Origin of the sequence: Methylobacterium indicum (assembly GCF_017347565.1) — a bacterium.
Taxonomy (GTDB): domain Bacteria; phylum Pseudomonadota; class Alphaproteobacteria; order Rhizobiales; family Beijerinckiaceae; genus Methylobacterium; species Methylobacterium indicum.
The window spans coordinates 2,854,287-2,867,057 of sequence record NZ_AP024145.1 but is presented as its reverse complement, the minus strand read 5'-3'; the positions used below and the strand labels follow the sequence as shown (position 1 = coordinate 2,867,057).

The 12,771-nt window shown below is 73.0% G+C and carries 12 protein-coding genes; 3 read left to right on the top strand and 9 right to left on the bottom strand.

What is annotated here, in order from left to right; genetic code table 11:
- Window positions 1-13: 13 nt before the first annotated feature.
- Window positions 14-1,153: a tRNA dihydrouridine synthase DusB gene (dusB, locus tag miv_RS13460; RefSeq protein ID WP_207183131.1), complete on the bottom strand. Its 1,140-nt coding sequence runs from the start codon at window positions 1,151-1,153 to the stop codon at window positions 14-16.
- Between the two features lie 517 nt (window positions 1,154-1,670).
- Here dusB and miv_RS13455 point away from each other — a divergent pair.
- Window positions 1,671-2,879 carry a bifunctional 2-C-methyl-D-erythritol 4-phosphate cytidylyltransferase/2-C-methyl-D-erythritol 2,4-cyclodiphosphate synthase gene (locus miv_RS13455; RefSeq protein ID WP_207183488.1) on the top strand — a complete coding sequence of 403 codons (1,209 nt, stop codon included), beginning with the start codon at window positions 1,671-1,673 and terminating at the stop codon, window positions 2,877-2,879.
- Window positions 2,876-3,376, top strand: coding sequence for a CinA family protein (locus miv_RS13450; protein WP_048429610.1), 501 nt, complete (start codon window positions 2,876-2,878; stop codon window positions 3,374-3,376). Before miv_RS13455 ends, miv_RS13450 begins: the two co-directional genes overlap by 4 nt.
- A gap of 134 nt (window positions 3,377-3,510) precedes the next feature.
- Here the strand turns inward: miv_RS13450 and miv_RS13445 are convergent, their stop codons facing one another.
- From miv_RS13445 to miv_RS13420, 6 genes are all read right to left on the bottom strand, one after another.
- A complete protein-coding gene (locus miv_RS13445; protein WP_207183130.1) occupies window positions 3,511-4,455 on the bottom strand; it encodes a bifunctional helix-turn-helix transcriptional regulator/GNAT family N-acetyltransferase in 945 nt (314 codons plus the stop codon).
- A gap of 48 nt (window positions 4,456-4,503) precedes the next feature.
- A complete protein-coding gene (locus tag miv_RS13440; protein WP_048429564.1) occupies window positions 4,504-4,878 on the bottom strand; it encodes a response regulator in 375 nt (124 codons plus the stop codon).
- A gap of 4 nt (window positions 4,879-4,882) precedes the next feature.
- Entirely contained in the window at window positions 4,883-6,442 is a 1,560-nt protein-coding gene (locus miv_RS13435) for an RAD55 family ATPase (protein ID WP_207183129.1), read from the bottom strand.
- Window positions 6,443-6,510: 68 nt separating this feature from the next.
- Window positions 6,511-7,287, bottom strand: coding sequence for a sensor histidine kinase (locus tag miv_RS13430; RefSeq protein ID WP_207183128.1), 777 nt, complete (start codon window positions 7,285-7,287; stop codon window positions 6,511-6,513).
- Between the two features lie 188 nt (window positions 7,288-7,475).
- Window positions 7,476-7,988 (bottom strand): hypothetical protein, encoded by a 513-nt coding sequence (locus miv_RS13425; protein ID WP_207183127.1) that lies wholly within the window; start codon window positions 7,986-7,988, stop codon window positions 7,476-7,478.
- A gap of 161 nt (window positions 7,989-8,149) precedes the next feature.
- Window positions 8,150-8,629, bottom strand: a complete 480-nt coding sequence (locus tag miv_RS13420; protein WP_207183126.1) for a DUF4279 domain-containing protein — start codon at window positions 8,627-8,629, stop codon at window positions 8,150-8,152.
- A gap of 319 nt (window positions 8,630-8,948) precedes the next feature.
- On the opposite strand from miv_RS13420, the gene miv_RS13415 reads away from it, so the two are divergent.
- Complete coding sequence (locus miv_RS13415; protein ID WP_207183487.1) at window positions 8,949-10,601, top strand: MFS transporter; 1,653 nt, start codon at window positions 8,949-8,951, stop codon at window positions 10,599-10,601.
- Between the two features lie 259 nt (window positions 10,602-10,860).
- On the opposite strand, the gene miv_RS13410 is transcribed toward miv_RS13415, so the two are convergent.
- The gene (locus miv_RS13410) at window positions 10,861-11,121 is read right to left on the bottom strand and encodes a hypothetical protein (RefSeq protein ID WP_058618396.1); all 261 of its coding nucleotides are present in this window, start codon (window positions 11,119-11,121) and stop codon (window positions 10,861-10,863) included.
- Between the two features lie 334 nt (window positions 11,122-11,455).
- Window positions 11,456-12,670, bottom strand: coding sequence for an MFS transporter (locus miv_RS13405; RefSeq protein WP_058618400.1), 1,215 nt, complete (start codon window positions 12,668-12,670; stop codon window positions 11,456-11,458).
- Window positions 12,671-12,771: the final 101 nt, after the last annotated feature.

Here is a 12,771-nt window from a genome sequence, read left to right as displayed (position 1 = left end):
GCATCGCTCATCCTTACGCGGCCTGCTGCTCGGGCCGTGCGGCGGGCGGCGCGGCGGGCTGTTCGGACGGGGCCTCGAAGGCGCGCCGCAGGAGCCGCGCCGCCTCCGCCGGGTCGGTGGTGGTGAGAAGCCGGGTCCGCTCGTCGGGGGTGAGCCCGCCGGCATGGTCGGCATAGGCCGCGAGGTGCTTGCGGGCGTGGCGCACGCCCATCCGGGCGCCGTAGAGGGCGATGAGGCCGTCGTAATGCTCGGCTGCCAGCTCGGCCTTTGCCGCGGCGTCCGGCTCCGCCAGGCTCTCGCCGGCGAGGCCCGCCGCCACCGCGGCGACGAGCCAGGGCCGCCCGACCGCCGCCCGGCCGATCATCACCGCGTCGGCGCCCGACGCCTGGAGGCAGGCCCGCGCGTCGTCGAGGCCCGCCACGTCGCCGTTGGCGACGAGCGGGATCGCCACCGCGTCGCGGACCAGGCGGATCGCCGCCCAGTCGGCCCGGCCGGTATAGAATTGCTGCCGGGTGCGGCCGTGCACCGTGACGGCGGCGTAGCCGAGCCGTTCGGCCCGGCGGGCGAGGTCCGGGGCGTTGCGGGTGGCGTCGTCCCAGCCCAGCCGCATCTTGACGGTGACCGGCACCGAGACGGCCTCCCGCACCGCGGCGAGCAGGCGCTCGGCATGGTCGAGGTCGCGCATCAGGGCCGAGCCGGCCTGGCCGCCGGTCACGGCCTTGGCCGGGCAGCCCATGTTGACGTCGATCACGTCGGCGCCGTTCGCCTCGGCCAGCCGCGCGCCCTCCGCCATCCAGCGCGGGTCGCAGCCGGCGAGCTGGACGATGTGGGGCAGCACGCCCTCGCCCTCGGCCCGCAGGCGCGCCTCCTCGGTGCCGCGGGCGAAATCCTCCGCCGCCACCATCTCGGAGACGGTCGCGGTGGCACCCAGCCGACGGGCGATGCGGCGCATGTGCAGGTCGGTGACGCCGGACAGGGGCGCCAAGAGCGCCCCGCGCGCCAGCAGCGGCCCCCGCGCGTCCGGACGCGGCGCCCGCAGCGCGCTCCGCGCGTGCAGCGCAGCGCCGTCCGCTCCCGCCGGTGGCAGCGCTGCCGGCGACGCCCCCGAAGCCGCCCCCGGCCCCTCGACGCTCAAATAATGGTCAGTCGTCATTGTGCTCAGCAAATAGCCAAAACCCGGTCATACGCAAGCGCGTTCGACCCCCGTTCCCCGATTCGCTCCCGATTTACGCGTCGGATGGCCGTTCCTCGCGCCCCGGGGGGCCTTCGCGGGGCCCGGCGGGTGTCCGCGCGATGGCGTGCCGCGTCGATGGGACGGTGTGCGGCAGGATAGCGGGCACGAGCGCGGGAATGGAAGCGCCGGGATCCTGTCTTTGCTGCAGTGCGGGGTAGCGCCCGGCGCCGTCATCGGCCGGCGGCGGCCGCCAAGCCCTGCCCGCCAAGCCCTGCCCGCCAAGCCCTGCCCGCCAAGCCCCGACCTTGACCTGCATGCGCCGCGCGCAACCCCGCGTCCCGGCTCCGGCGGGCCCTCGCGCGCCGGTCCGTCCGCATGACCGTAAGCTGCCCCCTTCCCGCGCGGCACCGCCCTTCCCCCAGTGCATTTGCCTCGAAGGAGGACCGTCGCTAAGGAGCGGGCAATCCCGGGAGCGACCTCTTTGACATTTCCCAAGATCGCCGCGGTGGTCGTCGCCGCGGGGCGCGGCATCCGCGTCGGCGGCGACACGCCCAAGCAGTATCGCCGCGTCGGCGGCCAGGCGGTCCTGACCCGGACCCTGGCGGCGCTCGCCGCCCATCCGGGTATCACGCGGATCCAGGTGGTGATCGCGGCCGATGCCGCCGCCTTCTACGACGAGTGCCTGGGCGACCTGCCGCCCGGGATGCGCGCGAAGCTCGCCCGGCCGGTCGCTGGCGGCGCCACCCGGCAGGCCTCGGTCCGGGCCGGGATCGCGGCCCTCGCCGGCGGCGACGCCCCGGAGCTGGTGCTGGTGCACGACGCCGCCCGCCCCTTCGTCGACGAGGCGCTGATCGACCGGGCGATCGCGGCGGCCGAGACGCACGGCGCCGCGGTGCCGGGCGTGCCGGTGAGCGACACGATCAAGGTGGTCGAGCCGGACGGGCGGGTGCGCGAGACCCCGAAGCGCGAGGACTTGCGCGCCGTGCAGACCCCGCAGGCCTTCCGCTTCGCGCTCCTCGCCGAGGCGCATGCGCGCGCTGCGGCGGAGGGGCACGACGGCTTCACCGACGACGGGGCGCTCGCCGAATGGGCCGGCCTCCCGGTGGCGGTCTTCCCCGGAGACCTGCGCAACCGCAAGATCACCCAGGCCGCCGACCTCGTCGAGGCCGACCGCGCCTTTTCGCCCACCTCCGAGAGCGACCCCGCCATGACCCTTCTGACCCGCCTCGGCACCGGCTTCGACGTGCATGCCTTCACGGAGGGCGACCACGTCTGGCTCGGCGGCGTGCGCATCCCGGCCGATCGCGGCGTGCTCGCCCATTCGGACGGCGACGTGGTGCTGCACGCGCTCACCGACGCGATCCTGGGCGCGCTCGCCGACGGCGATATCGGCGTGCACTTCCCGCCGAGCGATCCCCGCTGGCGCGGCGCCTCCTCCGACCAGTTCCTCGCCGACGCGGTGCGGCGGGTGAGCGAGCGCGGCGGCGTCATCGACCACCTCGACATCACGGTGCTCGCCGAGGCGCCCCGGATCGGCGCCCATCGCGAGGCGATCCGCACCCGGATCGCCGAGATCGCAGGCGTGCCGCTCTCGGCGGTGTCGATCAAGGCGACGACGACGGAGAAGCTCGGCTTCGTCGGCCGGGCCGAGGGCCTCGCCGCCCAGGCGGCGGCCACCATCCGCCTGCCGGAGGCGCGCGCCTGATGTTCGATGCCGCCCTCATCACCCGGGCGAGCGTGCTGATCGCCGCCTATCGCGAGCGCCAGGCCCGCCTCGTCACCGCGGAATCCTGCACCGGCGGCCTCGTCGCCGCCCTGCTCACCGAGGTGGCGGGCTCCTCGCAGGTGGTGGAGCGCGGCTTCGTCACCTATTCCAACGAGGCGAAGGCCGAGATCCTCGGCGTCGACTTCAACCTGATCTCGGCCCACGGCGCGGTGAGCGAGCCGGTGGCGCGGGCGATGGCCGAGGGGGCGCTGGCCCATTCCCGGGCCGACGTGGCGCTCGCCATCACGGGCATCGCCGGCCCGAGCGGCGCGACGCCGACGAAGCCTATCGGCCTCGTCCATTTCGGCCTCGTCGCGGCCGGCCGGGCGACCCGGCACATCGAGCGCCGCTACGGCGATCTCGGCCGCTCCGAGGTCCGCCGCTGCGCCGTCGAGGACGCGCTCGGCTTCCTCGAGATGGCGTTGGAGAAGGTGTGATATGGGATCCGGAAGATTGCTTCCGGATCCAATATCACCAGCCGGCGCGGTGGAGCCGCAGGCTCCACACGCTTGAGCGAAGCCGAAATCCGCATTGCGAAGCAATCGATCGGATTTCGTATGAGGGCGCGCCCTCACAGGTCCAGCATCCAGGTCTCCCCCACGAGGTCCTGCCCGAACGAGCGGTGCGGCGCCGACTCGACCAGGCGGAAGCCCGCATCGCGATAGATCCGCCGGGCGGCGCCCAGCACGTCGTTGGTCCAGAGCGTCAGCTGCCGGTAGCCGCGGTCCCGGGCCCCCGCGATGCAGGCCTCGGTCAGGCGCCGGCCGAGGCCCTGGCCCCGGGCCGAGGGCTCGACGTAGAGCAGGCGCAGCTTGCCCACCCCCTCGGCGCCGCCCGCGGGCACCAGGAAGACGCTGCCCGCCACCGCGCCGTCCCGCTCGGCGATCCAGGACGCGGCCCGGGCCGGGTCGAAGTCCCGCACGAAGCCGGCGAGGATCTCTGCCACCAGGGCCTCGAAGCCCGTGTCGAAGCCGTATTCGGCGGCGTAGAGCAGGCCCTGGCGGTGGGCGATCCAGCCGATATCGCCGGGCTGCAGGGCGCGCAGGACCGCCGGCGCGTCCGGCGACGGATCGCCGAGCAGGCGGCGCACCCGCCCCATCGCGCCGACGAGCGCCGCCCGGTCGGCGGCGGGCAGCCGCGCGAGGAGCGCCCGCACCTCGGCGCGCGAGGCCGCGTCCAGCGGTGCGAAGGCCGCCCGCCCGGCCTCGGTCAGGGCCAGAACCTGGCGCCGTCCATCCTCCGGGGCGGCCCGGCGGATCACCAGCCCCTGGTCCTCGAAGCGCTTGAGCAGGCGGCTGAGATAGCCGGCATCGAGGCCGAGATCCTGGCCCAGGATCGAGGCGGTCAGGCGGTCGCGGTGGGCGAGCTCGTAGAGCACCCGCGCCTCGGTGAGCGAGAAGGCGCTGCGGTGGAGCCCCTCCTCCAGGAGGCCGATCTGCCGGGTGTAGAACCGGCCGAAGGCCCGCACCGCCCCGATCGCGCCCTCGTCGACGTCGCCTTCGGCCTCGTCACGCATCGTCCCGCCTCCGCTCCATCGGCAGGATCGGTCAATCGGTTGACTCCGTCAACCATCTCCGTCGCGGGTCGCGACCAGCGTCGCGACGAGGTCGCGCACCTGCTTGAGCCGGAAGGGCTTGCGCAGGAAGGCGGCGTGGCCGGCGGCGCGCTCGCGCACGGTCTCCTCGGGCATCGAGCTCATCAGCACGACCGGGATGGCCCGCGTGCCGGGATCGCCCGCGAGGGCGGCCAGCATCGCGGGCCCGTCCATCACCGGCATCATGAAGTCGAGGAAGATCAGGTCGGGCGGGTGCGCGGCGACGCGGGCGAGCCCCTGGCGGCCGTTGGCGGCGGTCGCCACGGTGTGGCCGTCGTCGGAGAGGACCGCGTCCAGCAGCTCGGCGATGCCGAATTCATCGTCCACGATGAGCACCGTCGCCACGGGCCTACTCCCCGCCGTGGCGCGGGGCGTCCCGATCGGCCAGGATCGCCTCGGCCCGCTCGGGGCCGTCGTCGATGTCCAGGCCGCCCGGGCGGATGTCGAAGAGGCGCAGGCGGGGATCGATTCGGGCGTCCCGGACCTTGGCGACGGCGATCAGGCGGTGGCGGCCGGAGCGCAGGGCGCAGGAGCGCATCAGCACCACGTTCTCGGCGACGCTGGAGGTCTGCCGCAGGGAGCCGCTGCCGGAGGGTGCTTCCACGAAGGTGCCGCGCAGATCGGTTTCTCGGGTGTACATCGCCGTCACGCCCAGCGCCCTCAGCTCCGCCGTGAGAGCGGCGAAGATGCGGACGATCCGGTCCTGATCCCCTGCGATCCGGCTCATCGCGTCCAGACCGTCGATGAACACGCGCCGGACCCCCCGGTTCCGGATCTGGCTGAGGAGATCGTCGCAGACCTCGTCGATCAGCCCCTCGGTGGCGGGCTGCCACATCACCCCGATCCGGCCCGCCGCGATCAGCCCGGCGACCGGCAGGCCGAGCGCACGCGCTTTGGCGAGGAGCGCGGCCTCGCTCTCGTAGAAGCCGCAGAGCAGGCCCGGCGCGTCCGGATCGGCACCGAGGAACTGGAGGCCCAGCGTGGTCTTGCCGATGCCGGCGGGGCCGCCGACGAGGGTGGTGGAGGCGTGCGGCAGGCCGCCGCCCAGCATCGCGTCGAGGGAGGGCAGCCCGGTGGTGAGCGCCGGGCCCTCGACGTGGTCGTGCCGGCTCGGCAGCCGCAGGCGCGCCTCGATGCGGGGAAAGACCCGCACCCCGTCGTCGGTGATGCGGAAGGCGTGGCGCCCGCGTAGGAAGCCGCCGCCGCGGAACTTGCGCACCTCGAGCTCGCGCTCGGCCCGCCACCCGGTGAGCCGGCTCGACAGGGCGATGAGCCCGTCCACCATCGTGTGCTCGGCGGCCACCAGGTCGGCCCCGGCGGACGCGCTGGTGAGGAGCAGCACGGTGGCGCCGGTGGCGGCGGCCTGGGTCTGCAATTCGTGGATGAAGGTCTTGAACTCGAGGGTCGAGGCGGCGGTCTCCTCCGCCGCCACCAGCCCGTCGAGGACGACGAGGCTCGCCTCGCGGTCGGCGGTCTCCCGGCGCAGCAGGGTCAGGAGACCGGCGAGCCCCTCGTCCTGCAGGGTGCGGAAGGCGCTGAGATAGGTGATCCGGTCGGGGATCAGGTCGGGCCGGAAGAAGCCGAGCGGCGCGATGTGGCCGAGCATCCGCGCATGGCTCTCGGCGAGCAGCGTGACGTAGAGCGCCCGGTGCTCCGGCGAAGCGCCCGCATCACCTTTGGCGGGCGGGGCGCCCGCATCACCTTTGGCGGGCGAGGCGCCCGCATGCGTGTAGCAGGCCTGGTTGCCGAAGATGGTCTTGCCCGAGCCCGGCGTGCCCTGGACGATGTAGACGCCGCCGCGAAACAGCCCGCCGCCGAGGATCTCGTCGAGGCCGGCGATTCCCGTCGGAACCCGCTCCAGCCCGCCATAGGCCCCGGCCCGCCCCATGCTCGGTCCCGCCCCCGTCATCCGCGCTCTCGGCCTCGTCTAGGAATTCGTCGACCCGTGCCGGGATCGTCGAGCCGTGGAAGGATCGCCTACCCGTGAAGGGGAAGCGTTACCGTGAAGGTCGCGCCTTCGCCAGGGCGGCTCTCGAGGGCGACGCCCCCGCCCATCGCCTCGGCGAGGCGGCGCACCAGCCACAGCCCGACCCCGAAGCCGGTCGGCGCCGTCCCGGGATCGGCCACCGCGCGCTCGAACCGCTCGAAGATCCGGGCCTGGTCGGCCTCCGGGATGCCGACGCCGCGGTCGCTCACCCGGATCCGCGCCACCGCGCCGTCCCGCAGGCCCACGACCGCGATGGCGCCGCCGTCGCCGTACTTGATCGCGTTGGTGATCAGGTTGTCGAGGACCTGGTCGAGGGCGAGGCGCTCGCAGGACAGGACGAGGTCGTCCGGCACCGCGACCGCGATCGTGCTGCCGGCATGGGCCGCCATCGGCCGCAGGCTCTCCACCACCTCGTCCACCACCCCGGCCAGCGGCACGGGTGTGGCCAGCAGCGCGAGCTGCCCGGCCTGCGCCCGCGACACGTCGAGCAGGGTCGTCGCCCGGCGCATGTAGCGCTCGACGAGCCAGTGCAGCTGCGCCAGCCCCTGCGCCACCCGGCCCTCGGGCGCCTCGCGCTCGGCGGCGGCGCGCAGGCGCTCGACCTGGCCGAGGATCGGGGTCATCGGGTTGCGCAGCTCGTGCGCCACGCCGGCCAGGAACGCGTCGCGCTCGGACAGGGCGCGCCGCAGGGCGCCGACCTCCCGGCGCAACGCGGCGGCCTCGTCGGCCTGCGCCACCTCGGCCAGGATTCGCTCCGCCCCGCTCATGCGCGCGGCCGCCCGCTCCCGACGGGGGGCGTCCGGCCGGGGGACCGGCAGGCTGTCCGGTTCGACGGCGTGGGGGGCGAGGTCGGCATCACCCGCACGGCATAACAAATCGCGGCCGGGCAGGCGAGCGCCCGCCCCCGCTCCCAAAAGCCCTTCCCGCTCCGGTTCCTGCGAGAGAAGGTCGCGGGTTAGCGCCGCGGCGCGTCGACCGGGATCACCCGGGCCCCCCCGACCCGCCGCTCGCCGCCGTTGATGACGTAGAGCACCGGATCGGCCTTGGGCTGGGGCGGGATGCCGGCGACGGTCGGGATGCCGTAGGTCCCCTCGCCCCAGGCCGACGGGACGAGCTCGCTCGGGCGCGGTAGCTTGAAGTAGGGCTCGGCGACGAGGCCGGGCTCCAGCACGCCGTTGGCGCCGTAGAGCCCGAGAGGACCGGCGAAGGTGGTGCCGCCATAGGCGGCGAACCGTCGACCCGCGAAGCCCCGGCCGGCATGGCCCCTGCCCGCGAAGCCCCGCTCGCGCAGCGCCCCGATGCGCCCGTGCCGCCCGCGCACGTCATAGACCGCGGCGCGGCCGCCCTGCGGCCCGACATGCGGCTGCCCGGCGCCCGCCCGGCCGGCGCCGCCGAGCGGCTGCGCCGCGGCGCCCGTCCCCGCGAGGGCCGCGGCGGCGAGGGTGAGGACGATCAGGTCGCGACGCATGGTGTGTCTTCCCGGCTCCCGGCAACTCGCAGGTTCAATGCCGGGGTGCCATCCTCGTTCCCGCGGGGGAACCGCGCCAGCCGTGGCAGAGTGCGGACGCGGCATGGTCGTTTCCGGTCGGAAGACCCTGGGAAAGTCCGTGTCCGATGGCCGCCGCCAGCTCAATCCGGGCAGCGGTAAATATCCAATCCCGGCCGCAATCCCCGATCGACCAGCATCGACAGCACCTGTGGCTGCAACTCCGCGCCCTCTTTGCTGTCCTGCATGAACAGACCACAGAACATGTCGCACCGGAAGCGCTCGTTCAGGTCGCGCCAGACGGCCGGATCGTGCGGGAGCTTGCCCAGGAGTGCGCCGATTCCCGCGTCGAGGCCGTCGGGCGTATCGGTCGAGAGCACCCATGATCCGACCTGGGCGATCACGTCGCGACCGGACGCGATGCGGCGGACGTCGCCCTTGCAGGTGCATCGCGTGGGTTCGATCCCCAGGAGAAGGGTGATCTCCTCCGGGTCGAGCATGTCCCCGGTGATGCGCAGGCTGACGGTCGTGCGGGCGATGTCGGGCATGCTGCCGATCCTGGCGTGGCTGCCGATATCCGCCAAGTATTTCGCCGCGTCATGTTTCGCAGCGTCATGGGCCATGGAGGCTCTCCAGAACGGCCCCCCGACGGAAGTCTCACGACCTAAGTCTCACGACGAATTGTCGAATGGGCTCCGGGATAAGGCTGGCTTAACGATTCGTGCGAGCGGCGCGGATCACGTGCGAGCGGGCGGTTCCCATCCCCCGCCCGGCATCGACGGCGCCGCCCGAGACCCGGTTCACCTCGAAACGCGACGATCCCGACGCGGCGAAGATTCGCGCGGGCGCGGCGTGCCGTCACCCAGGAAACGCTCCCCAAGGAGGATACACCCCATGGCAAGCTCAGCCGCCCTCGGGTCCGCCGGCGATGCCGCGCGCCCGATGACGCGGGAGGAGAAGAAGGTCATCCTGGCCTCCTCCCTCGGCACCGTGTTCGAGTGGTACGACTTCTACCTCTACGGCTCGCTCGCCGGCATCATCGGCGCGCAGTTCTTCTCGTCCTACCCGCCGGCGACCCGGGACATCTTCGCGCTGCTCGCCTTCGCGGCGGGCTTCCTGGTGCGGCCGTTCGGCGCCCTGGTGTTCGGGCGCGTCGGCGACATCGTCGGGCGCAAGTACACCTTCCTGGTCACCATCCTGATCATGGGCCTGTCGACCTTCATCGTCGGCATCCTGCCCAATGCCGCGCAGATCGGCATCGCGGCGCCGATCATCCTGATCGTGCTGCGCCTCGCCCAGGGCCTGGCGCTCGGCGGCGAGTATGGCGGGGCGGCGACCTACGTCGCCGAGCACGCGCCGCAGGGACGGCGCGGCTTCTACACCAGCTGGATCCAGACCACGGCGACGCTGGGCCTGTTCCTGTCGCTGATCGTGATCCTGGCGGTGCGGAGCATCACCGGCGAGGCCGCCTTCGCCGAGTGGGGCTGGCGCATCCCGTTCCTGGTCTCGGTGCTGCTGCTCGGCATCTCGCTCTGGATCCGCCTGCAGCTCAGCGAGTCGCCGGCCTTCCAGCGGATGAAGGAGGAGGGCAAGACCTCGAAGGCCCCGCTGACCGAGGCCTTCGGCCAGTGGCGCAACGCCAAGATCGCGCTGATCGCGCTGCTCGGCCTCGTCGCCGGTCAGGGCGTGGTCTGGTACACGGGCCAGTTCTACGCGCTGTTCTTCCTGCAATCGATCCTGAAGGTCGACGGCTATACCGCCAACCTCCTGATCGCCTGGGCGCTGCTGCTCGGCACCGGCTTCTTCGTGGTCTTCGGCTGGCTCTCGGACAAGATCGGCCGCAAGCCGATCATCCTGGCCGGCTGCCTGATCGCGGCGCTGAGCTTCTTCCCGGTGTTCAAGCAGATCACCACGCTCGCCAACCCCGCCCTCGAGAAGGCGATCGAAAACGTCAAGGTGACCGTGGTGGCCGATCCGGCCCAGTGCGGCAGCCTGTTCAACCCCGTCGGCACGCGGGTGTTCTCGGCGCCCTGCGATCTCGCCCGCGACTACCTCGCCAAGTCCTCGGTGCGCTACACCACCGAGGCCGCGCCCGCCGGCCAGCCGACTCTGGTGCGGATCAACGGCACCGAGGTCCCGTTCGCGGTCGGAGCCCCGGCGGCGGAGTTCAACAAGGCGGCGGCCTCCGCGCTCCAGGCGGCCGGTTACCCGAAGGCGGGCGACGCGCAGGTCGTCAAGATGGCGAACCCGTTCGACATCTTCCGGCCGCAGGTGGCCGGCGTGATCGGGCTGCTCTTCGTCCTCGTGCTCTTCGTCACGATGGTCTACGGCCCGATCGCCGCGGCCCTGGTCGAGCTCTTCCCGACCCGGATCCGCTACACCTCGATGTCCCTGCCCTACCATATCGGCAACGGCTGGTTCGGAGGCCTCCTGCCGGCCACCGCCTTCGCGATGGTGGCCCAGACCGGCGACATCTATTACGGCCTCTGGTACCCGATCGTCATCGCGCTGATGACCTTCGTGCTCGGCCTGCTGCTGGTGCCCGAGACCAAGGACCGGGACATCTTCGACGAGCGGGACACCGCCGCGCACTGACGTCGCGGATGATGGAATAAGAGGGGCGTCCGCGGCGAAGGCTGCGGGCGCCCCTCTCGTTTTCAGGACATCCCCGCAGGGGGAAGGACGCTGCCCTCGTCCTCGACGTCATCCTGGGGCCCGGCTGCTCCGGAATGACGCGGAGGGGTCCAGGACCGTCGCGCGAGGTCGGGACCGGCGACGGCGAGGGACCGGCCCATCCACGAAAAAAGGCCCGCCTCCCCGAGACGGGCCCCGAACACCGTTCAGGCGCGTACGGTCACCGGCAGGTCGTGATCCGCCGCACGATCCAGCCCTCGCCGTCGACGAAGAGCTTCCGGCGCGCGGTGAAGCACTGGGCGTCGTCGGCCTCCGGGGTGGTGACGCTCGCGGTGGCGGCGACGTCGCGGGTGGTGCCCGGGGCGGCCTTCGGCGCCTTGTCGACCGCCGGCGCGGCGCTGGCGCCGGACGGGGCGACGCCCGCGGCCAGGGCGGCCAGCACGGCGAGCAGGGGCAGTCGGGCGCAGGGGCGCGCACGCATGATCGGTGATCCCATCGGTTGAATGCCGAGCGGCAACGTCCGGCGGAGTGGCTCTGGACCGCTCTCTCTTGCCATGGATAAGTCGCGAGCGCCCGAAGAGTTGCGCCGCCAAGGCGCGTCCATTCGCAAAACGGTAAACACGGGGGTGCGACGCCGCGGTGACATTCCGCACCCGGTCTGGAAATTGACCCCACGGCAGTGGCGGACCGGCCCTCGACTGTCGCGCGGCCGCGGATCGACTGGACTGGACCTCGAACGGCGCAAGTCCCGGCGAGTTCCCTGCCCCGGCGGCGACAGACGAGGCGGCCCTCGACTGTGCCCCGGATCTCGTCCGTCAGGCCGGGACCGGCCGGCCCTGCCCGGCCTGGCGCTGGACCAGCCACAGGGCGATGGCGACGTTGAGCAGGTTCCAGCCGATGCCGTTGGCGAAGGCCGCCGCGTAGGTGCCGCTGAGGTCGAAGATCACGCCCGAGAGCCAGCCGCCGAGCGCCATCCCGAACAGGGTCGCCATCAGGACGACCCCGACCCGGCCGCCGGCCTCGCTCGCCGGGAACAGCTCGCGCACGATGATCGCGTAGGCCGGCACGAGGCCGCCCTGGAAGAGGCCGAACAGGGCCGAGATCACGTAGAGCGAGGTCAGCCCGTCGAAGGCGAGGTAGAGGAGCAGCGCCACGCCCTGCAGCACCGAGCCGACGAGGAGCGTGCGCAGGCCGCCGATCCGGTCGGCGAGGAAGCCGGAGGCGATCCGGCTGACGATGCCGAAGCCGAGCATCAGGGAGAGCATCTCGGCGCCCCGGGCGACGCCGTAGCCGAGGTCGCCGCAATAGGCGACGATGTGGACCTGCGGCATCGACATGGCGACGCAGCAGGCCAGCCCCGCGACGACGAGCAGGCCCTGGAGCAGGTTGGGCGGCAGCCCCAGCGTCCCGCCCGACCCCGCCTCCCCGGCGCGCACGACCGCCGCGACCGGCGGGCGCCGGCGCATCAGGAGCGCCAGCGGCAGCATCGTGGCGAGGCAGAACACCCCGATGCCGGCTTGCGTGGCGCGCCAGCCATAGGCCGACACCGCGTGCTGGACCAGCGGCGGCCAGATCGTGCCGGCGAGGTAGTTGCCCGCGGCGCAGACCGAGACCGCGATGCCGCGCCGGCGCGCGAACCACAGCGAGATGTCGGCCATCAGCGGCCCGAAGGCGGCCGACGAGCCGAGGAGCCCGATCAGCAGCCCGTGCGCCAGGGCGAACTGCCACAGGCTCGTCGAGAGCGCGGTGGCGCCGTAGCCGAGGCAGAGGCAGACCGCGCCGAGCGCCAGCGGCGCCAGGATGCCGAACCGGTCGGCGAGCTTGCCCATCAGCACGCCCCCGAAGGCGAAGCCGATCATGGTCAGCGTGTAGGGCAAGGCGGCGGCACCCCGGGCGGCGCCGAACTCCGCCTGCACGGCGGGCAGCACCACCACCACCGACCACATCCCGACGCCCCCGATGGTGGTGAGAAGGACGGAGACGGTGAGGCGGCGCCAGGCAGCGGCGGAATCGAGCCCGTCGGCGGGCATCGGGCGGGTCACGGGCGTTTCCTCGAATCGCTTATGGCTTTGCCGGGGCTGTAGCAGCTGGGCCGCTTGCCGAGGAGCGATCCGGGTGCAACCCCTGCCCG